The 23936-nt window shown below is 70.0% G+C and carries 20 protein-coding genes; 9 read left to right on the top strand and 11 right to left on the bottom strand.

Going from position 1 to position 23936, the window contains the following annotated elements:
• Positions 1-174 precede the first annotated feature (174 nt).
• The gene (locus ACYSUO_RS40280; RefSeq protein ID WP_461781171.1) at positions 175-642 is read right to left on the bottom strand and encodes a MarR family winged helix-turn-helix transcriptional regulator; all 468 of its coding nucleotides are present in this window, start codon (positions 640-642) and stop codon (positions 175-177) included.
• A 102-nt stretch (positions 643-744) separates the two neighbouring features.
• Between ACYSUO_RS40280 and ACYSUO_RS40275 the strand changes: the two genes are divergently transcribed.
• Positions 745-1959 carry a metal-dependent hydrolase family protein gene (locus ACYSUO_RS40275; RefSeq protein WP_461781170.1) on the top strand — a complete coding sequence of 405 codons (1215 nt, stop codon included), beginning with the start codon at positions 745-747 and terminating at the stop codon, positions 1957-1959.
• A gap of 405 nt (positions 1960-2364) precedes the next feature.
• Here ACYSUO_RS40275 and ACYSUO_RS40270 read toward each other — a convergent pair whose 3' ends face one another.
• From ACYSUO_RS40270 to ACYSUO_RS40260, 3 genes are read right to left on the bottom strand one after another with little or no spacing between them, the layout of a single operon-like run.
• Complete coding sequence (locus tag ACYSUO_RS40270; RefSeq protein WP_461781169.1) at positions 2365-3261, bottom strand: carbohydrate ABC transporter permease; 897 nt, start codon at positions 3259-3261, stop codon at positions 2365-2367.
• A 1-nt stretch (position 3262) separates the two neighbouring features.
• Positions 3263-4165 carry a carbohydrate ABC transporter permease gene (locus ACYSUO_RS40265; RefSeq protein WP_461781168.1) on the bottom strand — a complete coding sequence of 301 codons (903 nt, stop codon included), beginning with the start codon at positions 4163-4165 and terminating at the stop codon, positions 3263-3265.
• Entirely contained in the window at positions 4162-5502 is a 1341-nt protein-coding gene (locus ACYSUO_RS40260) for an extracellular solute-binding protein (protein ID WP_461781167.1), read from the bottom strand. Before ACYSUO_RS40260 ends, ACYSUO_RS40265 begins: the two co-directional genes overlap by 4 nt.
• Positions 5503-5749: 247 nt before the next feature.
• Here ACYSUO_RS40260 and ACYSUO_RS40255 point away from each other — a divergent pair, with 247 nt between their 5' ends.
• Together ACYSUO_RS40255 and ACYSUO_RS40250 are read left to right on the top strand one after the other, a co-directional pair.
• Positions 5750-8206, top strand: coding sequence for a glycoside hydrolase family 3 N-terminal domain-containing protein (locus tag ACYSUO_RS40255; protein ID WP_461781166.1), 2457 nt, complete (start codon positions 5750-5752; stop codon positions 8204-8206).
• Positions 8190-9197: a LacI family DNA-binding transcriptional regulator gene (locus ACYSUO_RS40250; protein WP_461781165.1), complete on the top strand. Its 1008-nt coding sequence runs from the start codon at positions 8190-8192 to the stop codon at positions 9195-9197. The genes ACYSUO_RS40255 and ACYSUO_RS40250 overlap by 17 nt, the downstream gene beginning before the upstream one ends.
• 102 nt (positions 9198-9299) lie before the next feature.
• On the opposite strand, the gene ACYSUO_RS40245 is transcribed toward ACYSUO_RS40250, so the two are convergent.
• The 3 genes from ACYSUO_RS40245 to ACYSUO_RS40235 are packed head-to-tail and all read right to left on the bottom strand — an operon-like array spanning position 9300 to position 13023.
• Positions 9300-11393 (bottom strand): xanthine dehydrogenase family protein molybdopterin-binding subunit, encoded by a 2094-nt coding sequence (locus tag ACYSUO_RS40245; protein WP_461781164.1) that lies wholly within the window; start codon positions 11391-11393, stop codon positions 9300-9302.
• Positions 11394-11446: 53 nt separating this feature from the next.
• On the bottom strand, positions 11447-12439 hold the full coding sequence (locus ACYSUO_RS40240; RefSeq protein WP_461781163.1) for an FAD binding domain-containing protein: 993 nt from the start codon (positions 12437-12439) through the stop codon (positions 11447-11449).
• A complete protein-coding gene (locus ACYSUO_RS40235; protein WP_461781162.1) occupies positions 12436-13023 on the bottom strand; it encodes a 2Fe-2S iron-sulfur cluster-binding protein in 588 nt (195 codons plus the stop codon). The genes ACYSUO_RS40240 and ACYSUO_RS40235 overlap by 4 nt, the downstream gene beginning before the upstream one ends.
• A 287-nt stretch (positions 13024-13310) precedes the next feature.
• Here ACYSUO_RS40235 and ACYSUO_RS40230 point away from each other — a divergent pair, with 287 nt between their 5' ends.
• The 4 genes from ACYSUO_RS40230 (at position 13311) to ACYSUO_RS40215 (ending at position 17573) form a co-directional block, all read left to right on the top strand.
• Positions 13311-14009: a VWA domain-containing protein gene (locus tag ACYSUO_RS40230; protein ID WP_461781161.1), complete on the top strand. Its 699-nt coding sequence runs from the start codon at positions 13311-13313 to the stop codon at positions 14007-14009.
• 246 nt (positions 14010-14255) lie between these two features.
• A complete protein-coding gene (locus ACYSUO_RS40225) occupies positions 14256-16028 on the top strand; it encodes a TerD family protein (RefSeq protein WP_461781160.1) in 1773 nt (590 codons plus the stop codon).
• Positions 16029-16258: 230 nt separating this feature from the next.
• A complete protein-coding gene (locus ACYSUO_RS40220) occupies positions 16259-17044 on the top strand; it encodes a helix-turn-helix transcriptional regulator (RefSeq protein ID WP_461781159.1) in 786 nt (261 codons plus the stop codon).
• Between the two features lie 70 nt (positions 17045-17114).
• Positions 17115-17573 carry a hypothetical protein gene (locus ACYSUO_RS40215; RefSeq protein WP_461781158.1) on the top strand — a complete coding sequence of 153 codons (459 nt, stop codon included), beginning with the start codon at positions 17115-17117 and terminating at the stop codon, positions 17571-17573.
• Positions 17574-17582: 9 nt separating this feature from the next.
• On the opposite strand, the gene ACYSUO_RS40210 is transcribed toward ACYSUO_RS40215, so the two are convergent.
• Positions 17583-18320: an NADPH-dependent F420 reductase gene (locus tag ACYSUO_RS40210; protein ID WP_461781157.1), complete on the bottom strand. Its 738-nt coding sequence runs from the start codon at positions 18318-18320 to the stop codon at positions 17583-17585.
• A gap of 83 nt (positions 18321-18403) precedes the next feature.
• Between ACYSUO_RS40210 and ACYSUO_RS40205 the strand changes: the two genes are divergently transcribed.
• The gene (locus ACYSUO_RS40205) at positions 18404-19252 is read left to right on the top strand and encodes a LysR family transcriptional regulator (protein ID WP_461781156.1); all 849 of its coding nucleotides are present in this window, start codon (positions 18404-18406) and stop codon (positions 19250-19252) included.
• Between the two features lie 107 nt (positions 19253-19359).
• On the opposite strand, the gene ACYSUO_RS40200 is transcribed toward ACYSUO_RS40205, so the two are convergent.
• Positions 19360-19764: a type 2 periplasmic-binding domain-containing protein gene (locus ACYSUO_RS40200; protein WP_461781155.1), complete on the bottom strand. Its 405-nt coding sequence runs from the start codon at positions 19762-19764 to the stop codon at positions 19360-19362.
• Positions 19765-19770: 6 nt separating this feature from the next.
• Here ACYSUO_RS40200 and ACYSUO_RS40195 point away from each other — a divergent pair, with 6 nt between their 5' ends.
• Positions 19771-20088, top strand: a complete 318-nt coding sequence (locus ACYSUO_RS40195) for a hypothetical protein (RefSeq protein WP_461781154.1) — start codon at positions 19771-19773, stop codon at positions 20086-20088.
• 84 nt (positions 20089-20172) lie between these two features.
• On the opposite strand, the gene ACYSUO_RS40190 is transcribed toward ACYSUO_RS40195, so the two are convergent.
• Both ACYSUO_RS40190 and ACYSUO_RS40185 read right to left on the bottom strand, forming a co-directional pair.
• The gene (locus ACYSUO_RS40190; protein WP_461781153.1) at positions 20173-21378 is read right to left on the bottom strand and encodes an esterase/lipase family protein; all 1206 of its coding nucleotides are present in this window, start codon (positions 21376-21378) and stop codon (positions 20173-20175) included.
• Positions 21379-21815: 437 nt separating this feature from the next.
• Positions 21816-23888 carry an ATP-binding protein gene (locus ACYSUO_RS40185; protein ID WP_461781152.1) on the bottom strand — a complete coding sequence of 691 codons (2073 nt, stop codon included), beginning with the start codon at positions 23886-23888 and terminating at the stop codon, positions 21816-21818.
• Positions 23889-23936: the final 48 nt, after the last annotated feature.

Genomic DNA, 23936 nt, shown 5'->3' with positions numbered 1-23936 from the left:
ACTCCGGGACGTCAGGCCGCCCTCACCGGATGTATCCAGCAGCTCGATTGCGAGCGCTTCGCCACACGGCTCGTTGAAAGAATGAGCTCCCGTCACCCTGAAGACGCCGGTCAACGGGCCGGCGTGTCCGATGTTCTGGTTCTCGCGCCGGTCGTGGCATCGCCCACTGCTCGTTCAGTCGCGGCCTGTGGCCTGTTTCCTGGACCAGGCGGTGGCGTCGGCTCCGTATCGGGCCAGGAGGCGCGCGAACTGGATCCGCTCCTCCGGCGCCCAGGCGGCGGTGATCTCCTGGAACGCCTTGCGCTGTTGTGCGGCGAAGCGGCTGCGTTCACCCTCACCGTGCTCGGTGAGTTCGAGCACGGTACGACGCCCGTCGGCCTGGGACGCCGCCCGGCGCAGCAGCCCTTCCTCTATACAGGCGGCCACGGTCCGGCTGGCCACCGGCTGGGCGACGCCCATCTCGACGGCGAGACCTCCGACGGTCACCTCGCCCGGCGCATCGGCGATCACATTGAGCACAAGGTTGCGAGTCAGATCCTTGCCCGATGCCGGTGCGCGTCGCCGCAGCCGTGACAGCGCCGGGCCGATCTGGTCCAGCGCCAGGTCGTCGGAGGTCTGCTCGGAGAAGGACGCGCTGCTCATGCGACCGATTCTAGGCCCGGCCCGCACATTTGCATACCTAGAGACAAGTGCATAGCATCAGGTATGTAATTTTGGACGGGCGACGAAACGAGGCGGACCGCTATGGCGCTCACCGCGATCACCAACGCGCAGATCTTCGACGGAGAGAAGTCGGTAGGCGTGCAGACCGTCGTCATCGACGGCGGGAGGATCGCCCGCATCGGGGGCGACGCCCCTCAGGGCAGCGAGATCGTGGACGGCGGCGGCGCCACCCTGCTGCCGGGGCTCATCGACGCCCACGTTCACTCCGCCCCGGGCTCCCTGGCCCTCGCCCTGCGGTTCGGGGTGACGACCGAACTGGAGATGCAGGGGATGAACACCCGGGAGAACCGGGGGCTCATCACCGACGACGACACCCTGGCCGACGTGCGCTCCTCCGGCTTCGCCATCACCCCGCCGGGCGGTCACCCGAGCGAGCTGATGCCCGAAGGATTTAGGCCGAAGTGGGAGCTGCCCCCGGTGATGCCCCTGATGCCGTTCTCCACCACGCCCGAGGAAGCGGCAGCCTTCGTGCCCCAACTGCTCGGCCGAGGCTCGGACTTCATCAAGTTCATGATCGACGACGGCAGCGTGGAGGGGCACCCCGGGCTGCCCGCGCTCGACCAGGCCACCGTGAACGCCGGGGTGGCCGAAGCCAAGAAGTACGGCGCCCTCACCGTGGCCCACGCGCTGACCGTGGACGCCACCAGGATGGCCGCTGAAGCCGGCATCGACGGCCTCACCCACGTGTTCATGGACCAGCCGCACACCGCCGAGATCATCAGCGTCATCAAGGACGCGGGCATGTTCGTCATCCCCTGCATCACTCTCAATGCCTCGTTGATGGGGATCACCGGCGGCGAACTCGCCGACGACCCCCGGGTCGCCGCACGCCTCGACAGCAAGTGGGACCAGACCCTGCGCTCCAGCTACAACCGCTACCCGCAGGGCAAGCTCGACGACGTGTACGACACCGTGCACGCTCTGGACGCCGCCGGCGTCGACGTACTGGCCGGCACCGACGTCTCCATGGCCGAGACGTTCTTCGGGGGCCTGGCACACGGAGCGAGCCTGCACCACGAACTGCAGTACCTCGTGGCGGCCGGCCTCACACCCGCACGCGCCCTGCGCTCAGCCACAGCGACCACGGCCCGGCGCTTCCGCCTCAGCGACCGGGGCCGCATCGCCGAGGGACTCCGCGCCGACCTCCTGCTGGTCGACGGCGACCCGACGAGCAACATCAGCGACACCCTCAACACCCGCGCCATCTGGCGTCGCGGCACCCGCCTGTCAGCATGACCCCAGCACTGCCGCCAGGGGCATGGGGCGCCGCTCCCTCTGGTCCTTCTACGCTGACCCGCCAGATCACAGGACGACGCGCGCGGGGCGACCGCGCCGCCATGGCACGAAGTTCGCCTCCCCCGATCCCACCACATGGGTCGACGGTCTGCCCGGCCGGAGTTGAGGGGTGGCCCCTACACTCGGGGCCACCCCTATTGCAGCAGCGGTGTGGGGCGTGCTCGCCGGACTGAGCGTCCTTGTCCGGGACGGAGAGTTTCTCGCGTCGGCGGTCCTCGTAGCAGCCGCTTGGCACAGCCGCACGGACACACGCCCCGCCGCACAGCGCACCCGAGCGCCGGCCCGACGGCCGACGATACGTCGGCGGTGGCCCCAGGGGTGACACCGTCGGGTCGGTCGGCCAGGTCACTTGCCGATACCGGCCGTCAGGCCGCTGAGCAGCTGTCGGCGGCCGAACGCGTACAGGATCAGGATCGGCAGGGTCGTGAGGATGACCGCGGCAAGGATCGCGGGGACGTTGACCTGGAACTGGCCCTGCAGGGTCCACACGGCGAGCGGCAGGGTGCGCTGGGACGGGCTCTGGGTGAGGATCAGCGGCAGCAGGAATCCGTTCCAGATCGTCAGCGCGTTGTAGATGGTCACGGTGATGAGGGCCGGACGAGTGAGCGGCGCCGCGAGGCGCCACAATGTCGACCACTCGGTGGCTCCGTCGACCCGCATCGAGTCGAAGAGCTCCTCGGGCACGTCGCGGATGAAGTTGGACAGCACCAGCACCGAGAGCGGGATGGCAAAGGCGATGGACGGCAGGATGAGCGCCAGCAGGCTGTCGTACAGGTGCAGCTTGATGATGATCAGGTAGATCGGGATGATCGTCGCCTGGAGCGGGATGGCGAGGCCCATGAGGAAGAGGCCGTTGACCATCCGCAGGAACCGCATCCGCCAGCCGCGCACGATCGCGTAGGCGGCCATGAACGAGAACGTGATCGCCGGCACCACCGCTCCGACGGCGACCACGACGCTGTTGAGGAAGTAGTGGAGGAAGTCGGATTCGATGACCAACCGGTAGTTGTCGAAGGTGGAGTCGCCCGACGGCAGCAGCGCGTTGCCGCTGTAGTAGGTGCTCTGGTCCTTGAGGCTGGTGATCAGGGTCCAGTACAGGGGGATGATGACGACGACGAGCCAGAACCATCCGGCCAGGCCGCCCGCCCAGTTGCGCCGCTGGGCGGTCGCCCGGGTGCGGCCGCGTCGGCGCTCGCGGTGGTCGTCCTTCCGCGGTTGTGCCTTGGTCAGTGTGGCGGTCATGTCAGGCCCCCTCGAGCTGGCTCTCACTGGCGTCCCGTCCGCCGAGCCGGCGCAGCAGCAGGGCGAGAACGAGGCCGAGCAGGACGAGGATGACCGCGATGGCGCTGGCCGGGCCCATCAGGTTGGCCTGGAATCCCCGCTTGTACATGTCGAGCGCGAGGACGCGGGTGGCGTCCCCGGGCCCGCCCTCGGTCAGGACGTAGATCAGGTCGAAGAAGGTCAGCGAGCCGACCACCATCAGTGTCGACGAGGTGATGATGGTGTATTTCAGCTGGGGCAGCGTGATGCTGAAGAACTGCCGGATGCGTCCCGCGCCGTCCAACTGGGCCGCCTCGTAGAGGGACTTGGGGATCTGCTGCACCCCGCCCTGGTAGATCAGCGAGTGGAACGGCACGAACTGCCAGGAGACGATGAAGACGACGACGCCGAACGCGAGTCCCGGCCGTCCCAGCCAGTCCTTGCTGAGCCAGTCCATCCCCAGGCCCGCACCCAGTCCGAAGGTGGGGTTGAGCAGTGCCTTGTACGCGACGGCGATCGCGGCGGAGCTGAGCAGCAGCGGGACGAAGTACACCACGCCGAGGACCGCGCGGTAGCGCTGGCGTCCCGCCATGAACGTGCCGAGCAGAATGCTCACCGGGGTCTGGAACGCCCAGGAGGCGATCATGACCCCGAAGGTCACCAACACCGCATGCGGAAGGCCCGGGTTGCTGAGCACCGACCGCCAACTGGTCAGGCCCGAGGGGTGGATGGCGCCGATTCCGTCCCAGGTGGTGAAGGACAGTACGAAGACACCGACGAGCGGGACGACGGCGAACCCGACGAAGACCACGAGCGCCGGCACGGTCAGCCACGGCAGGACGCTGCGCGGACCGCGACCGGCCGGGCGGGCGGTGAGCGAGGTCATTTCCCGATGACCTCGTTGAGGTTGGCGGCGAACTGCCTCGGCGAGATGGACAGTTGGAACAGCTTGACGATGTTGTCGAGCAGCGTCTCGGCCGCAGTCGGGCTTAGCGCCTGGTCCCAGGACTGGCTGAACGTCTTGGCCTTGGTGGCGATGTCGTAGGTGAACTCCAGGAAGTCGGCGTCCTTGGAGGCGGCGAGCAGCTTCTCCGTGCCCAGCTTGACCGGGACGCCGCCGCCGTCGATCCACGCCTTCACCTCGGCGTCCTGCAGCGTGCCCTTGGCGAAGAACTCCTCGGCGATCTTCTTCTCCTTGGCGCTGGCCTTCGAGGAGATGGACAGGTACTCGCCGGGGTTGCCGACGGTGTTGCTCGGATCGCCCTTGCCGCCCTTGACCGACGGGAAGTTCATGTAGCCCAGGCCGCCGCCGGAGACGAAGTCACCGCCGTCGTTCTTCTGGATTCCGTACGACCAGGAACCGTGCAGCATCATCGCGGCCTTGCCGGTGTACAGGAGGGCCTGGTCGGCGTTGGAGTCCGCGGTGATCGACGAGAAGCCCTTGATGAAGCCCTTGGCTTTGACCAGGTCCTGCACCATGCCGAGCGCCTCGATGGCCGCGGGGTTGGACCAGGCATTCTTCTCGCCGTCGAAGATGGCCTGGAACACCTCGGGGCCGCCGATGCGGTCGAAGAGGAACTCCAGCCACATCATGTTCGTCCACCGGGACTGCCCGCCGAGGGAGAACGGCGCGATGCCCTTGGCGTTGAACTTGGGCACGAGCGCCATGATGTCGTCCCACGACTGCGGGGGCTTCACACCGACCTTGTCGAAGACCTTCTTGTTGTAGTAAAGGATGATGGGCTGCACGCGCTCGACGGGCATCGCGTAGATCTTGCCCTTCACGGTCGCCGCGGGGAACGCCGTGGGGAAGATCTTCTCCTTGACCTCGGGGTGCTTGTCGAACCACGGCGTCAGATCCTCGACCTGGCCCGCCTCCACGTAGCTGCGCAGCGTCCCGCCGCCCCAGCTCTTGATGATGGTGGGCGCCTTCCCGGCACCGATCGCGGTCTTGATCTTCGTCTTGAACGCGTCGTTCTGGAACGAGGTGCCTGCGATCTGACTCTTGGGGTGGGCCTTGTTGAAGGCCTTCACCGCATCGGCCCGGACGCCCTCGTCGGGCTGTCCGCTCAGGTACCAGTACGTGGCTCCCTTGCCGTCCGCACCGTCCTTGGTCGGCCCTGATGAGCCGCAGGCGGTGAGCGCCGCGGAGAGCGGGATGCCGGCGGCGACGCCGAGGACGGTCCGTCTTGAGACGGGACGCCGTGAGATGGGGATTTCCATGTCTGTTCTCCGCACTCGAGAGCCACCGGCCACTCATGAGCCGCTGTGAAAACTTTTCGAAATCCAGCTAGCGTTCAGCTCTGTGAGTGCAAATTAGGTAGCGGCCAGATGCCTGTCAAGGCATGCGCAACAACGTTGTGGGACAAGGTACTTCTGCATAACGTCAGACAGGCGCCACTCTCATGGAACCGCAGCAGCCATCGAAAATGTTTCGAGATGCCGCGGACAAAAACACAGGAGGATGCGGATGTCCACGGCTGATTCACATGCGACGACGGGGCAGGCCGCGCAGCGCTGGCAGGACCCGGCGCTGCCCGCCTCCGAGCGGGTCGACGCACTGCTCGCCGAGATGACGGTGGCGGAGAAGGTCGCACAGCTCGGCAGCCGCTGGCTCGGCAACTTCATGGGACATGACGCGGACGATGAAGGCGCCGGCGACGTGATCGACAGCGACGACGGCGAGGGCGAGCGGCCTCAAGTAGCGCCCCTGGAAGACCTGTTCAAGGACGCGGGGCGCGTTTCCCTCGAGGAGGCGGCGCGCGACGGGCTCGGCCACCTCACGCGCGTGTACGGCAGCCGTCCGGTGAGCGCGGAGGAGGGCGCGGCGCTCCTGGTCGCGCAGCAGCACACCGTCGTCAAGGGCTGCCGGCTCGGCATCCCGGCCCTGGCCCACGAGGAGTGCCTCACCGGGTTCAACACGTACGGCGCCACGGTCTACCCCGCGCCGCTCGCCTGGGCGGCGGCCTTCGACCCCGACCTGGTGCGCCGCATCGGCGGGGCGATCGGGCGGGACCTGCGGGCGCTCGGCGTGCACCAGGGACTCGCACCGGTCCTGGACGTGGTGCGGGACTACCGCTGGGGCCGGGTCGAGGAGACCATGGGCGAGGACCCCTACCTGGTGTCGATGCTCGGTGCCGCGTACGTCGGCGGGCTGGAGGGCGCGGGTGTCGTCGCCACCCTGAAGCACTTCGCCGGATACTCGGCGGCCCGCGGCGCCCGCAACCACGGCCCCGTACCGATGGGCCGCCGCGAGCTGCTGGATGTCATCCTGCCGCCGTTCGAGACCGCGATCGCGGTGGGCGGCGCCCGCTCCGTGATGAACTCCTACTCCGACATCGACGGCGTACCGGCCGGCGCCGACCCGTGGCTGCTGACCCAACTGCTGCGCGGGGACTGGGGGTTCACCGGCACGGTCGTCTCCGACTACGGGTCACTCGCGTTCCTCGCCGGCCTGCACGGCGTCGCGGCCGACCTCGACGAGGCGGGCGTCATGGCACTCGGCGCGGGCATCGACGTGGAGCTGCCGGACACGCTCACCTTCGGCCGGCACCTGGAGGAACGGGTTGCGCGGGGCGAGCTCGAGGAGTCCCTGCTGGACCGGGCGGTGCGCCGACTGCTCACCCAGAAGGTCGAGTTGGGCCTTCTCGACGCCGACTGGACACCCGAGGCCTCGGTCGCCTCCGCCGCGACGAGAGACCTGAACTCACCGGAAAACCGAGAGCTGGCGAGGGAGCTCGCCGAGCGGTCCGTCGTCCTGCTCGACGCGGGCAGCGCGCTCCCGCTCGTCGACGCGGACGCGGGGCGCGCGGCGCCGGGCCGGATCGCCGTGGTGGGGCCGTGCGCGGCCGACTCGCGTACGTTGATGGGCTGTTACGCCTTCCCGAACCACGTCCTGCCCCGCCATCCCGGCCTGCCGCTCGGCATCTCGGCACCGACCGTCGTGGAGGCGTTGCGCGCCGAACTCCCGGACGCCGAGGTCGTCTTCGAGCCGGGCTGCGACGTGCGCGAGCAGGACCGGTCCGGCTTCGCCGCGGCGGCGGCCGCGGCCCGCGGGGCGGAGCTGTGCGTCGCGGTGGTGGGCGACCGCGCGGGCCTGTTCGGCAACGGGACGTCGGGCGAGGGCTGCGACGTCGAGGACCTGCAACTGCCGGGCGTGCAGGCCGAGTTGCTCGCGGAACTGTTCGCCACCGGGACGCCCGTGGTCGTGGTCGTACTGTCCGGCCGCCCGTACGCGCTCGGCGACGTGCATCCCCGTGCGGCCGGCCTCGTCCAGGCCTTCATGCCGGGGCAGGAGGGGGCGGCGGCGATCGCGGGTGTGCTGTCCGGACGCGTCCAGCCGGCGGGCCGGCTGCCGGTGCAGATTCCGCGCCGCCCGGGCGGCCAGCCCGGCACCTACCTGCAACCGCCGCTGGGCGCACACACGCAGGGCATCAGCAGCGTCGACCCGACGCCGCTGTTCCCCTTCGGGTACGGGGCGTCGTACACCACGTTCGAGATCGGTGACCTGCGCGTGAGCGCGAGCGAGATCCCCACCGACGGCGAGTTCACGGTGTCGGCGCGGGTGCGCAACACCGGCACCAGGCCGGGGCGCGAGGTCGTCCAGCTGTACCTGCGCGACCCCGTCGCCCAAGTCAGCCGCCCTGTAAGGCAGTTGACCGGCTTCGCGCAGGTGGAGCTCGCCCCGGGGGCGAGCGCACGGGTGAGCTTCCGGGTGCACGCCGACCGGACCGCGTTCACGGGCCGCGATCTCACCCGGGTCGTCGAGCCAGGAGCGATCGAGGTGCAGGTCGGCGCCTCGTCACAGGAGCTGCCCTGCCTGGCTGTCGTACGATTGACGGGCCCCACCCGGGAGGTCGGCCACGACCGGCGACTCACCACGCCGGTGGATGTGACCCTGGAAGAGGCCGATGCCACCGCACGCTAGACGCACCACCCTGGCAACCATCGCCCGCGAGGCGGGGGTCTCCGTCGCGACCGTGTCGAAAGTGGTCAACGACCGCAGTGACGTGGCGCCGGGGACCCGCGCCCGGGTGCTGGAGCTGCTGCACGAACACGACTACCTGGCCCCCGTGTTCCGGCACACCGAGACCGCCGAGAACCCGACGATCGAGGTGCAGTTCAACAACGACCTGAAGACGTACTCGGCGGAGGCACTGGAAGGCATCATCGACGCCGCCGCCGAACTGGGCGCCTCGGTCGTGATCAGCAAGTCGGCGCCCGCCCCGCACTGGGCGCGTGACCTGGTGTCGGCCGGACGGCGCGCGCTGATCGCGGTCACCAGCATGTACACGGCCGCGCATGTCAAGGAGCTGACCAGGGCCGGCCTTCCGCTGGTCGTCCTCGACCCGCTGCACCTGCCGCACAACCGGGTCCACAGCGTCGGGGCGACGAACTTCGCCGGCGGCCTGGCCGCGACCGAGCATCTGCTCCGCCTCGGCCACCGCCGCGTCGGCTATCTCGGCGGGCCGGCCATGGCCGTGTGCAACCAGGCCCGCATGCACGGCTACCGCGCCGCTCTGGAGGCGGCGGACGCCCCGACACCCGCCGCGTACGTCCGGCACGGCGAATTCACCCACCGCACCGGCCTGCTCGGCGCCGCCGCACTCCTCGATCTGGACGAACCACCGACGGCGCTCTTCGCGGGCAACGACGAGATCGCCCTCGGCATCATCGAGGCCGCCCGCTCCCGCGGCCTGCGCGTCCCCGAGGACCTGAGCGTGGTCGGCTTCGACGACACACTCCTGGCCCGGATGGTGTCACCGCCCCTGACCACCGTGCGCCAGCCACTGCGCGAGATGGGCGGCATCGCGCTGCGCACCGCGCTGCGCCTGGCGAACGGCGAGCGCGTCGAGTCCCACCACATCGAACTCGCCACGGAACTCGTCGTCCGGTCGTCCACGGGGCCGCCGCGCTGAGCGGACGCGCCCCGCGCAGGCCCTCTTGACCGCACGTTCGCCGACCACGTGCGGGAGTCCGCCCCGGCAAGCGACATGAACCGCCTGCTCCGCCGTCACACCTCAGCCGCCGCCCGCCAGCACCCGGTCCGGCGTGATCGGCAGTTCACGCTGCCGGGCGCCGGTCGCGTGGTGCACGGCGTTGCCGATGGCGGCGGCCGTTCCGACGATGCCGATCTCGCCGATGCCCTTGCTGCCCATGGGGTTGAGGTGGGGGTCGTCCTCGTCGATCCAGTGCGCCTCGATCGCGGGCACGTCGGCGTGCGCCGGTACGTGGTAGCCGGCGAGGTCGCGTTCCACGAAGTCACCGAAGGCGGGGTCCAGCGTGCTGCCCTCGGTGAGGGCCATCCCCAGGCCCATCGTCATCCCGCCGATGAACTGGGAGCGTGCGGTACGGGAGTTGAGGATGCGGCCCGCCGCGTAGACGCCGAGCAGGCGCCGCACGCGGACCTCGCCGGTCACCGTGTCGACACCGACCTCGGCGAAGTGTGCGCCGAAGGCGTGTCGCGCGTAGGCGCTTTCGGCGTCGGCGCGGCCCGCCGTGTCGGCCGTGGCGTCGAGCCCGGAAGAGGGAAGCTCCCCCTTCCGGTCGGCGAGGTCCGCCGCCAGTCGCGTACAGGCCTCGTGGACGGCCCAGCCCCAGGAGGCCGTGCCCGAGGAGCCGCCCGCGAGTGGGGCGGTGGGGAGGTCGCTGTTGCCGACTTCGGTGCGCACGCGGTCCACCCGGACACCGAGTGCGTCGGCGGCGACCTGGGCCAGGACGGTACGCGCGCCGGTCCCGATGTCGGTGGCGTTGACCCGGACGACGAAGCTGCCGTCCGCAGCGGCGTGGGCGCTCGCGCGCGACGGCGCCACGTTCACGGGGTACGTCGCCGCGGCCACGCCGGAGCCGACCATGACGGGGCCCTCGGCGCGCGAGCGGGGGCGCGGGTCACGTGCGGCCCAGTCGAAGCGGCGGGCTCCCTCGCGCAGGCATTCGGCGAGGTGGCGGCTGCTGAAGGGGCGGGAGCTGTCGGGTTCGCGCTGGGTGTCGTTGCGCAGCCGCAGTTCGACGGGGTCGATGCCGAGGGTTTGTGCGAGTTCGTCCATCGCCGACTCCAGGGCGTACATGCCCGGCGCCTCCCCCGGTGCGCGCATCCAGGAGGGGCTGGGCACGTCGAGCGGGAGGACCCGGTGGGTGGTGCGGGCGTGCGGTGAGGGGTACATGACGCGGGTGACGGCGGCCGCCGTCTCGACGAACTCCTTGATGCGGGAGGTGTGCGAGGTCACCTCGTGAACCACGGAGGTAAGTGTGCCGTCGGCCTCCGCCGCGAGCCGTACCCGTTGCACGGTCGGCGAGCGGTGGCCGACGACGGCCGCCAACTCCCGCCGGTGCAGGGCGAGTTTGACCGGCCGCCCGGTGGCGCGGGAGGCCATGGCGGCGAGCACCACGTGCGGCCGTGGTGTGCCCTTGGAGCCGAAGCCGCCGCCGACGTGTTCGGAGACCACCGTCACCCGGTCCTTCGGCAGCTCGAACAGGCCGGCCAGGACGTCGCGTACCGTACTGGCGCCCTGGCTGGAGTCGTACACGGTGAGCCGGCCGTCCTCCCAGTGGGCGGTCGCCGCGTGCGGTTCCATCGGGTGGTTGTGCAGCGGCGGCACCCGGTAGGTGACGTCGACCCGGGCGTCCGCGCGGGCGTACGCGGCGTCGGCGTCGCCGCGTACGTGCTCGCCCGAGGTGCCGTCGGAGTCCTCGGGAACGTAGACGTCGGGGTGGTCCGCGGTCAGGGTGACGTCATGGGGTTCCTCGGCGTAGGTGACACGGACGGCAGCGGCTCCTTCGCGCGCCGCCTCCAGGCTGTCGGCGACGACGAGGGCGACGTACCAGCCGCGGTGCGGGACCCGGGCGTGCTGGAGCACCTTGAGCGTCGCGTCGTCCGGTTCGGCGAGGCGCGGTGCGTTGAGGTGGGTGAGGACGGTGACGACACCGGGCAGTGCCCGCGCCGCCGTGTCGTCGACAGCGGTGACCTCACCCCGTGCCACGCCGGCCGGTACCGGCCAGGCGTAGGCGCAACCCTCGGGGGTGTGTTCGGCCGCGTAACGGGCGGCCCCGGTCACCTTGGCCGGGCCTTCCCTGCGGGCGGCGGGCGACCCGAGAGCGCTGGTGGTGTCCGGCATGGTTCTTCTCCCTGGCTCCCTGGAATGCATGTGTGGTGAGGCGGCCTGCCGTGTCAGGAACGTGCGGGTGGCGTCAGGCGGCGCAGCATGTCGCACGCCAGATTGCGGGCGAGGCGCACCTTGAACGCGTTGTCGCGCAGCGGTTCGGCGGCCGCGAGTTCCACGTCGACGGCCCGCTGATACGCCTCGTCGTCCGCGGCCCCGCCCGTCAGTGCCTGCTCGGCGCGCACGGCCCGCCAGGGGCGGTGCGCCAGACCGCCGAACGCGATGCGGACCTCGCGCACCACGGCGTCCTCCACCCTCAGGGCAACGGCCACCGAGGCGAGCGCGAAGGCGTACGAAGCGCGGTCGCGCGCCTTTCGGTAGGCGGAAGGCAGCCCGGCGGTGGCGGCCGGGAGCAGGACACCGGTGACGAGTTCCCCGGGCGCGATCTCGGTGTCCAGGTCCGGACGGTCACCGGGCAGCCGGTGGAACTCGGCCGCGGGCACCGTGCGCCGACCTGCCGCGCCATGCAGCTCCACCTGGGCGTCGAGTGCGGCGAGCGCGACCGCCATGTCCGAGGGGTGGGTGGCGATGCACTGCGGCGAGTGCCCCAGGACCGCCTGGTCGCGGTGGACGCCGTCGCGCGCCCCGCAGCCGGTGCCGGGCTCGCGTTTGTTGCAGGGTTTGCCCAGGTCCTGGAAGTAGGGGCAGCGGGTGCGCTGCAGGAGGTTGCCGCCGGTCGTGGCGATGTTGCGCAGCTGCCCCGAGGCCCCCGCGAGCAGTGCCTGCGACAGCACGGGATAGCGGGTGCGCACCAAGGGGTGGGCGGCGAGGTCGCTGTTGCGGACGGTCGCTCCGACGCGCACGGATCCATCGGCGAGCTCCTCGACCGCGTCCAGCGGCAGCCCGCTGACGTCGACCAGGGTTCCGGGCGTCTCCACCCCCAGCTTCATCAGGTCGACGAGGTTGGTGCCACCGCCCAGGTAGCGGGAGCCGGGGTGACTCGCGTGGGCCGCGGTCGCCTCGTCGACGCTGTGGGCCCGTACGTACTGGAAGGCTTTCATCGGGTCACGTCCTCGACGGCCTCGACGATGTGCGGATAGGCCCCGCAGCGGCACAGATTGCCACTGAGCCGCTCGCGGATCTCGTCCCTGCTCAGCGCGACGGGAGCGCCCGGATCCGCGCCCGGATCCGTCACGTACGAGGGGTGGCCCGCCTCGGCCTCGGCGATGGCACCGACGGCCGAGCAGAGCTGGCCGGGGGTGCAGTAGCCGCATTGGAAGGCGTCCCGGTCGAGGAAGGTGCGCTGGAGCGGGTGCAGGTGACGTTCACCGTCGTCGTCCCCTCCCCCGCCCTCGCCCTCACCATCAAAGCCATCACGACCGTCGTCGGCGCGCAGACCTTCGACCGTGGTGATGTCACATCCCTCCTGGGCCACGGCCAGCAGCAGGCAACTGTTGGCGCGGCGCCCATCGACGAGCACGGTGCAGGCGCCGCACTGACCGTGATCGCACCCCTTCTTCGCGCCGGTCAGATCCAACCGCTCGCGCAGGACGTCCAGCAATGTGGCGCGGTGGTCGACCGTGAGATCGCAGCCCTTGCCGTTCACGGTCAGTGACACTGCCGAGTCGAAGGCACCGGTTGCCATGGGTGCTCTGCTCCCTCGTCCGACGTCCGAAGCGTGGTCTGATCCATGACCCCGCGTATCCAGCCTGGGCCAGAACACACACTTCGGCATGCGGAGGACGGGCTCGGGCACGAGGTGAACGCGCGCGCACGAACTTGTCGGGACGACAGGCCACAGGCTCCTCCGGTACGGTCGCGCCCCGATCGGCGAGGGCCGTCCGCACCCGACAGGCGTAGAGCCGGCTTCACCACAACCATCCGGCTCCTCCAGCCGTCAACCACTCACGACCACGCAAGGAGCACACCCGTATGCCGATCGACCTCGAGAAGATTCCCACCGGACTCGTCAGCCTCACGAAGACGGCCGCCGTCTCCCTGCAGAAGCAGGGCCTCACCGGGCGACAAGCCGCCGTCTACCTCGTCCTCGACCGGTCCGGAAGCATGCGCGGCTACTACAAGGACGGCAGCATGCAGCACCTCGCCGAGCAGGCCCTCGCCCTGTCCGCGAACCTGGACGACGACGGAGTTGTGCCCCTCGTCTTCTTCGACACCGAGGCCCACGACACCGTCGACATCAGCCTGGACAACTACGTCGGCCGGATCGCCAAACTCCACGATGCGCTCGGCCACATGGGGACCACGAACTACGCCGCCGCCATGGACGCCGTCATCAACCACTACCTCGCCAGCGGCGCCAAGACGCCCGCGTTCGTCATCTTCCAGACCGACGGCTCCCCCGACTCCCGCCGCGCTGCCGAACAGACCCTGTGCAAAGCAGCCAAGCTGCCGATCTTCTGGCAGTTCATCGGCTACGGCGACGACGAGTTCAAGTTCCTGCACAAGCTCGACGAACTGGCCGTACCGAAGAAGCGGATCGTCGACAACGCCGGCTTCTTCCCGGCAGGCAAAGACCCCAAGCTCATCCCCGACGGAGTCCTCTACGACCAGCTCATGGGCGAGTACCCGGACTGGCTGCGTGCCGCCTCCACTGCCGGAGTCATCAGCTGACCACTCCCGCCATTGAGCCCCGGCCCTGCCGACAGGGCTGGGGTTCTGGACACCTGCGACGCTGTCCGGCGGTCAACCGGTGCAACCTTGCCGCCCGTTGAGTCATCACATCGGACGCACAACATGCACGCCCACGTCAGGGCCAGTCTGCCGCGGACCCCACACGGCGCCCTCGCCGCAATTGCAATATGAAGACAAAAGTGCATGAAGGTTGAGGTGGCGTGTATGCCCGTTCATCCTTGCCTCATGAGTCTCGCCTCGCCCTCCTTCGACCTCACCCCCATGGACGGCTACGCCCACGACTGGGCCCTCGTCGACGTGGAGACCTCCGGGCTGATACCCCGGCGCGACCGGGTGCTGTCGGTCGCCGTGGTCACCATCGGGCGGGACGGCGAACAGACCGGGGAGTTCTCCACACTCCTCGATCCGGGGTGTGATCCGGGGCCGGTCGAGGTGCACGGGCTGACCACCGAGCGGCTGCGCGGCGCGCCCACCTTCGACCAGGTGGCCGAGCGCATCGGCGCAATGCTGCAGAACCGTGTTCTGGTCGCCCACAACGCACAGTTCGACTACGACTTCCTCGCCTACGAGTTCGCCCGGGCCCGCATGTGGCTGCCGGTCTCGCAGCGGCTGTGCACCCTCGCCCTGAACCGGCAGGTGGACCCACCGACAGCCGACATGAAGCTGGGCACCCTGGCCGCCCACTACGGCGTACCGCAGCGGCACGCGCACGACGCGCTGGACGACACGCGAGTCCTGGCCGGAATCCTGCGAGCATCGCTGCAAGAGGCGGCCCGGCTCGCACTCCAGTTGCCCCTCGTGAACTGCCCGCCCCGTGCCGAGTCCCAGTTCACACCCACGCCGCCCAAGACGCCTTGCGCGTACCGCAATCCTGGTCGGCTGGCTCCGGGCTCACCGCTGAGGCAGGGCATGAAGGTCGCGATCACCGGGGAAACCGTTTGTGCGCGGGCCGAGTTGATCGGCCGAGGCGTTGCCGCCGGACTCAACATGATGGGCTCGGTCAGCCACCACACCAGCGTCCTGGTCAGCAACGAACCTACGACCGAATCGGCGAAGGCACGACGGGCCGCCACCGAAGGGGTGCCCGTCATCGACGAGGACACCTTCGTCCAGCTGCTCAGCGGCGTAGGAGCCGGAGCGGGGCATCAGGAGCCCGGACCGGCACCGGCCATCCCTGCCCCGCGCCAGGCCGAGCCCGCCCCCATCGGATCAGGTGCAAGGCCCCTGTCAGGACGTCGCGTCCTCGTCCTGGGCGGCACACACACCGAGGCAGCCTGCGCGCGCAACCTCGTCGTCGAACTCGGCGCCTCCGCCGCGGTCAATCTCTCGCGCAGCGTCACGGACGTCGTCGTCCTCCCTGGTGGGGAGAACGACCGCCGTATGCGGCGCATCACGGAACTGGGGCTTTCGGTGCACGACGAGCGCTGGCTCGTCGATCCGGCCGTGACCGCCACGCCTGTCGGCGCCGCGGCACCCCATGTCCTTCCCCGCGGCGGCGTCATCGACCTGCCCGCCCGCACGTCGCCGTGGCATGTCACCGCGTCCTGGGCACCTTGGGAACACGGTGAGGTCGATGTCGTCGCCTTCGTACTCGACGAGGACGAACAGGTCACCTTCGACGAGGACTTCGTGTTCTACGGCGCCCCGGAGAACCCGGGCGGCACCGTCCACCTGCTCACCAACGGCCCGGCCGAACAGACCATCACCGTCGACGTCGCTTCCCTGCCCCCGTCCTCACACCGGGTGGTGATCGCCGCGGCCATCGACGGCGGCCCGTCCTTCGGCGACGTCGGCGCCGTCCAGGTCGCCGCGGCACCCGGCGACAGCGCCGCCCTCCTGACACGCGCGACACTGGACGCCGCCACCAGCGAGCGCACACTGGTCCTGGCCGAGCTCTACCGCCGCGGCCCCCTCTGGCGTTTCCGCGCCGTCGGACAGGGCTACGACCACGGACTCGACGCCCTCGCGCGCGGCTACGGAGTCGACATCGCCGACTGACCCCGCCGCATCAGACCAGAGCGTCTACGACGCCTGTCGGTCCGCGGCGCCGGGCTGCTTGCACCACTCGACTCGACGGGGCACCATCGACGACTGCCGTGGACCCCGCCCGGGAAGCGATCCCGACCTGGCCTGGTGTGACTTCGTGTGAATTCGCAGGCAGGGCGCTAGTATTCCGGCCTGGTTGACGGCCGTTTCTCCACAGGCCGGGGTGTACCGGAGGGGGAACGGTGGACCAACGCGCACTGCCCGAACAGGACTTCTCGGTGTTCGCCGATCCCGTGCGGTTCTCCGGACCGGCACGGCTGCGGGTGACTGAGGCGATGACGCGCCTGGAGGCCGAACGGCTGCGGGTGGTCCGGGCGATGGAACGCGGGCAGCCGGCCGCCGCGCGTGTCGTCGGACGAGGCGGGGAGGAGATCAACCAGAATCTCAGCCGCGAGCTCCCGGCCCGGTGCACCCTCGATTCCGTCAAGCCCAGCGGTTCCGTGGAGCGGCTCGCCGTGAGCCTCCCGATCAACACTTACGCGATGAACGCCGGTCTCCGGATGATCAGCGTGTGGCACCGCGACACGCTGAGCCCGGAGGCGCGGCTCGTGCTGTCCGGCGAGGACCCGGAGGTGTACTTCTTCGGCTACGGGCCGTTGGAGATGAAGATCGTCGACGGGGTCGAGGTGCTCCTCGAGGGGCCCATCGTCCGCAACCAGACGACCGTCATCGTCGTGCGGGATGCCGCGTGCATGGCCGCCGCGCGCCAGTACTGGGACGCGGTGCGTGCGACGACGTACCCGTGCGCCGCCGAGGAGCCACCCGCCGACGGCCTCACCGAACGCCAGCGCCGAGTCGTCGCACTCCTGCTCACCTGTTCGTCGGACGAGCAGATCGCCCGCCGGCTCGAACTGAGCGTGCGCACGGTCCGGACGGAGGTCGCCGTGATCCTCGATCTCCTCGACGCACCGACCCGCTTCGTGGCGGGGGTCCGGCTCCGCGAGCTCCTGAGCCGGACCCCCGCCTGACCCGACCGCAACCGCCATCGGCTGCAGGATGCTGCAATCTTCCGCCGACGGCGCCCGACAGTCTCCTGCCATGCGAACCTACGGAAAGTTCATGAGCGGCCTGACGGCCGTCGTCGGCACCGCGCTCGGGATGACCATGCTGACCGCCGCGCCGGCGTCCGCCACCCAGATCGCGCACAACTGCAACGGCGAGGCGGTCGTCCGCTGCGCCAACATCGAGATGCCGTCCACCGGCGTCTTCAACGCGCACGGCCGGGTGACCGACACCACCGGCGGCACCGTCTACAAGGTCATGGTCGCCGGGGTGCGGCTCGAGTACTACACGAACGGTGCTTGGGAGATCCTCCGGCAGGAGGTCCCCTACCCCGTCTACGAGTACGGGCAGGACGTCGCGCGCACCGACACGTACTCGTGCGGTTCGTCGGCACGAAAGCTCGTCCGCGCGAAGGTCAAGGTGGCGTGGGAAAGCAGCAGCAACTTGGACGACGAGTGGGTCACGACACCGTCGACGTACATCTGCCCCCGCTGATCGCGGTTCTCAAAACCGGAAGCCGGCGGGCCCCCGCGTGGTGGTCGCGGCCAGTTCCGTGATCCGGGCGGCCGGGATCGGTACCCCGGGGGCGTTCTGGAACCAGGCCACCACGTCCGGGATGCTGAGGCCGGTCGGAGGCTGTCCGGTGTAGGCGACGGCGTACAGCGGGGTGTTGGGTTCGCTGCGCCAGCTCTCCGCCAGGGAACCGAGGTCCACCGCGTCGAATCCCAGAAGGTCCAACAGATCCGCCACCTCCTTCTTCGCCGCCGGGTCGTCACTCGAGAGGGGAATTCCGGTACGGTCCACAGCCCCGGCCGGGCGGGCCAGCGACTGAAGCTGCTTGGGGCCGATGTTGTGGAACGCCTTCACCACCCGGGCGCCCGGCAGGTCACGCTGGACCAGTTCGCTGGAGGTCAACTCGTTGTCGTCGAGCTCCGCGATCTCTGCCCCGGGGTAGACCGCGTAGTTCATCGGGTCGATCACCGTCTTGCCGACTAGTTCGGCGATCGGCAGCTGCTTGCGGGCGTTCAACGGCACCGCGGCCAGAACGAGATCGGCCTCGCCGGCGGCGTCGGCCGGGGTGGCGGCCCGGGCCCGCGGGCCGAGCTCGGCGACCAGACCGCCCAGTGACTTCGGACCACGCGTGTTGCTCAGGATGACATCGAGGCCGGCGGCCACGGCACGACGGGCCACCCCTGCGCCGACCATGCCCGTGCCGATGATGCCAAGTGTTGGTGTCTTCATAGATCCATCCCACCCGGCGTGCGATGCGCGAACAACGGTCAGGATCGATAGCCAGCAATCACATCGCGTGATAGATCAGAGGGGTGGAACTGAGGGCGTTGCAATATTTCGTGGCCGTGTCCGAAGAGCTGCACTTCGGCCGGGCGGCCGAACGGCTGCACATCGTGCAATCGGCGGTCAGCCAGCAGATCGCCCGGCTCGAACGGGAACTCGGCGTCCAGTTGCTCGAGCGCACATCGCGCAGCGTCCGGCTCACAGCGGTGGGCGAACGGGTGCTGGTAGCGGCCCGGGAGACGCTGACCGCCGCGGCTCGCGTCCGGGTGGTCGCCGGCGAAGCGGCGGCCCCGCTGCGCATCGGCCTGGCGTCCTGCGTCACCCCGCGGTTCGACCGGGCGCTGGCCCGCCTGCGTGACAGTGATCGCCCCGCAGCTCCGCACCTCGTCGACCTGCCGGTGACCGCGCGTCTGGCCGCAGTCCGCGACGGCGACCTCGATCTCGCGCTGGTCCGCGGCGCGGTCGCGGAGCCCGGGCTTCGGGTGCTGCCCAGTTGGTCCGAGCCACTGCACGCAGTGCTGTCGACCGACCACTGGGCCGCCGGTAAACCGTCCCTCAGCCTGCAGGACCTCGACCCCGCCGGACTGCGCCTACCGTCACCCGATACCGACCCGCCCCTGCACGACGCCATGCTCGCCGTCCTGCCCGTCGCGCCGCCGAGACCGCCTGCCGGGGACCTGGTCAACGTGTTGTTCCAAGTCGGCCAAGACCCCGAGAGTTGGACGCTGATGCCTGCCGAACAGCTTGCCGCGCCGCTGTCCGGCAGGGTGACACACGTGCCGCTCGATCCGCCGGTGACCGTCGTCGGCCACGTCGTGACCTCCCGATCCACACCACAGACGTGCGCGGCGTCATATCTCGCCGCATTCTCCGACTGACCTGGGAGCGCGGGAGCAACAGAAGAATGGCCGTTCGAAAACTGCCCTTCACCTCGGCTCCCACAGCACAGGATCGGTCTCCCGGGCGACTGCCACGATTTCCTTGATCAGGAGACGGGTGCTGTCGGACGGCGGCCGGTCGGCGAGCGTAGTGATCCCGATCTCGCGCGGCACGGTGTCCAGTGCCAGGGCAGCACGTCGAGCAGCGGGTCCCGTGCGCCGATCAGCATGGGCAGCGGAGCCACGGCGTCTGTTTCCACGAGGACCGGCTTCAGCGTGAGGATCGTCGAGCACTCGATGATGTTGGCGGGGAGAGGGAGACCCCGGCGGTCGAAGAGTTCGTCGATTTCCTGGCGCAGTTGGGTGTTTCGGCCCGGCCGGCCTCCCAGCCCCTCACCCCCACCGGCCTGTTGATGGCGGAGGAGGACCGCGCCGAACTCCGCCGACTCCTGGAGCGCAAAGAGGCAGTCCTCGACCGTCGACGCGCCCAACTCCGAAGCCGGCGTGACCACTTGGCCGTGCGCCTGTCGGCCCCGCCTTGGTGCCGGTTCCAGGTGCCGCGGGGCGGGCTGTCCCTGTGGCTCGAACTCCTCGACGCCGACTCCCGCCACCTGGCCGACCTGGCGGCCACCCACAACCTCGCCCTCACACCGGGCTTCCACTTCTCCCCCGACGACGCACTGGACCGCTACCTGCGGCTTCCTTTCACCCTCCCGAACGAGGTGCTCGACACTGCGGTCGACAGACTCACGAAGGCCCACGCCGCCCTGGGCCGGTCGGTGCGAGGCCGCCGCAGCGCAGTCAAGCGCCCTTCCGAAGGGGCGGCTCGGCGATGAGTTGGGCCCGCCCTCAGCTGACGGCGAAGGGACGCGGCACCGAGCTGCAGGCGGGCCCGCACCGGCGAGGAGACTGTGCGGTGGCTACTTGGCCGGGAGCTGGTCGACGAGCCACGCGCAGAGATCGCGGGTGATCTCGGTGTGGCCGGTGTTGTCGGGCGACGTCTTGCAGACGTCGAAGGGGAAGCGACCCGCGTCGAGCTGGTCGATGTCCAGATCGAGGTCCTGCTGCGTGCCGATGTCGGCGCCGTCGACGGCGAGGGCGCTGATACTGGGCACGAAGGTGATGGTCGGATACGGCGCTTCGGCGGCCTGCCCGGTGAGGGCGTTCAGCGTCTCGGCGGCGATACCGAACGAGTCGAGGGTGCCGCCCGCGGCGCTGTCGAGCTCGGGGTAGCCCGAAGTGCGCTTGTAGACCGGGAAGCCGAGCAGCCTGCAGAGCTTGGCGACGGTTTCCGCTTCTCCGCTGGGCTGCAGATACAGCTCGGTGCCCGTGTACAGCCCGCCGGTGACTTTGAACGCGGCGCTGCCGGCCGGGTTGCCGTTGCCCTGGCCGTCGCCGCGCCCGTTCGCCAGGCCGATCTTCATCGGACGCATCGGCCAGTCGCCCATCCGCTTCAACTGCGCCACGAACTCCGTGCGGTCCGGGTGCTCGACGGGGTCCGCGGCCAAGCTCGTCTTGTGCCGCCACAGCATCTGCCGGGCGGCGGGGCTGTCGATCATGTCGGCCAGCCCGGAGTAGAGGGGCTGGATGTAGTACGCGAAGGACTGCAGGCTGACCGGGATCCAGGCGCCCGAGTGCGGGGTGTCGAAGGAGAAGTAGACCGAGACGCGGTGGTCCATCCTCATCAATTCGAGGCGCAGCAGCGCGTAGCGCAGGATCAACCCGCCCATGCTGAAGCCCCCGACGACCAACGGCGTGTCGGTGAGGTTCTCGGCGTTCGCCCGCATGATCGCGGTGGTCGCCGTCCTGGCGTTGTCGTAGATCGAGGCGGTGCAGTCCTGGTAGCCGAGGATGATGACGTCGTAGCCCCGCTGGTTCAGCTCGTTGATCAGCGGGAAGCCGTTCGGGTCGTTGAACCCCAGGTAGAGCGCGTTGCGGTCGGACTCACCCGGGTGGAAGCCGTCCGAGAGGATGATCGGCTGCTGGATGGCGTCGTGGCCCTGGGCGAAGTACACCCAGCCCCAGCCGCCGTCGAGCTGCCACGTCGCCTCGGGTACGCGGATTCCGCCGCGTGGTTCCGTGGGGGCTTGCGTCGCACCGAGGGGGTGGACTGCGAATCCGGACATGTGGAACCCCTTCCGCTCACCGTGGATGGTGCTTCCACGGGTGAAAGTAGTCCCGCCGTGACGGAAGGCAATGGGCGACGAGAGGGCGTCGTCAATTTGGCCGGAAAGCAAGATATTTGGTGACTCATCGCTCAATGGCTCGAGTCCCGCATCTACGACACTGTGAAGAACCACGGCCCGTGGATTACGCCGCCCCCGTCGTGATCCGCTGGTCGAGCCCCTCCTCTCGCCACAGCGTGAAGTAGTACAACACCGCCGATCAGGCCGGGAAATCGCTGAGGAACGGATCTCTCTTCACGCCCCGCATCTCAGCATGGACATACCGAACAGGCTGCCTGCGCAGCACTCTGTACCACGATCGAGCAATCACGAACCGAGGAAGAACGGACTTGACGCCCGCTGGGTCGAAGCCATCTGCTACCGGACTCCATCAGGGGTCAGTCGATCTCGGGGTGCGGTGAGGCGGTCCCTGGCCTGGAGAGGGCACGGGTGATGCCGGCGTCGGTGTCGCTGTCGTAGCCGGCACGGAAGGCGGTCTCATAGGTGTCGTCGCCGATGGCCTGCCGGGCCTGCGCCTCGCACGCCTGGCGGGCGGCGACGAGTTCGGGAGCTCCCATCTGAGGGGAACCGAGGATCTGCCATACCCGGTCGGCGGCGCCGAGGAGTTGGGCGGCTCGCTCGGCGTGCCCTGATGCGACCGTCGCGGAGGCGAGTACGTCGAGGGCCATGGCGATGCCGAGGCTGTCGTGGACGCGATGTTTACCGTCGAGGGCGTCGCGGACATGGGCTTCGGCCTCTGCCGCCCGTCCCAGGGCCAGCGCGGCGAGGCCGCGCAGGAGGTCGCCCCAGGCGCGGGCATGCGTCTCGCCGCGGTCGTCGCATACGGCGCAGAGACGGTCCGCGACGACCGCCCCCTCGGCGACCTGCCCGAGTTGGATGTGGACGTAAGCCCGGGCGACCTGGACGAGCAGCCAGGCCGCGTCGTAGCGCCCGGGGGACGGCGGGGTGCGCGACGCCGCGTCGAGCGCCTCGGCTGCCTGCGTCTGCCGACCGCTCAGTGCGAGACAGGTGCCCTCGAGAAGGGCAGCGGCGACCGGGGCGGTCTCATCGGCGTCGTCGGCCGTGGCCTTCCGGAAGGCGTCGAGGAGGCGGAGGCCGGTCGCCATGTCACCCACGGTCTGCCCGGCCATACCGCGGGCCCACAGGGCCTTGGCGCGGTCCGGTCCGGGGGCCGGATCCAGGTCCAGGGCCCGGTCGAGGAAGTACACACCCTCCTGGGCGAAGCCGCAGGCGTACCAGAAGAACCACAGCGCCCCGGCCATCTGCAGCCCGCTGTGCCCGTCCCGCTCGGCGAGGCAGAAGTCGAGGGCGGCGCGGAGGTTGGCGTGTTCGGTGGTCGTCCGGTCGTGCCAGGTGACCTGGTCCGGCCCCGTCCAGCCGGCATCCGCGGCCTGGGCCAGCGCCCGGAAGTGGTCCCGGTGCCGGTGGCGCAGCGCGGACTCCTCGCCGAGACCGCGCAGCCAGGCGGCGCCGAACTCGCGGATGGTGTCGAGCATCCGGTAGCGCTCGCCGCCGCCGGTCGGCTCCCACCTCACGATCGACTTGTCCGTCAGGGAGGCGAGCAGCCCCGAGATCGCGTCCTCGGGAAGGCGCGCGTCGGCGCACACCGCCCGGGCGGCCTCGACGTCGAAGCCGCCGACGAGGACGGAAAGGCGGGCCCAGAGCAGCCGTTCGGCCGGGGTGCACAGTTCGTGGCTCCAGCCGATCGCGGTACGCAGCGCCTGGTGCCAGGGCGGCTCCGCGTCGTCCACCACCTCGTCGGTGGTACCCAGGACGGCGAAGCGGTCGTCCAGCTTCTCGGTCAGCTCGACCACGGACAGGTCGCGCAGGCGGGCCGCGGCCAGTTCGATGGCGAGCGGGAGGCCGTCCAGGGAGCGGCACAGGCGTACGAGATCGGGCCGGTTGGCTTCGGTCACCGCGAAGCCGGGCACCGCCTCGGCGGCCCGGTCGGCCAGCAGGGCCATCGCGTCCGCACCACCGTATGCCGCGTCCTCGCCCTCGGGTACGGGCAGTGGGTCGACGGTCAGCGGCCGCTCCATGTGCGTACGCAGAGGGCGGCGGCTGGTGACCAGGATCCGCAGCCCCGGCGCGGCCCGCAGCAGCACATCGGCGGCCAGCGCGCACTCGTGGACCAGGTGCTCGCAGGTGTCCAGGACAAGCAGCACCTCGCGCCCCGCCAGGTAGTCGGCCAGCACATCGATCATGGGCCGCGTCGTCTGATCGGTCAGCGCCAGCACCTCGGAGACGGCGTGTGCGAGCAGCGCGCCCCGGCGCAGCGACGAGAGCTCCACCCACCACGCCCCGTCCCGGAAGGACGGCTGCGCCTCGTGCGCGGCCCGCAGCGCGAGCCGTGTCTTGCCCACCCCGCCGACCCCGGCCAGCGTCACAAGCCGGGCGCCGTCGTCGAACAGCCGCCGGACCTCCGCCAGTTCCTGCTGCCTGCCGTACAACTCGCATGTCTCCGGGGGGAGGTTCCCCGCTCCTTGCCGCCGCATGGC

It is taken from the genome of Streptomyces sp. UC4497 (assembly GCF_054871485.1).
The sequence above is the reverse complement of the archived record's forward strand: the minus strand, read 5'-3'. Positions and strand labels throughout refer to the sequence as shown.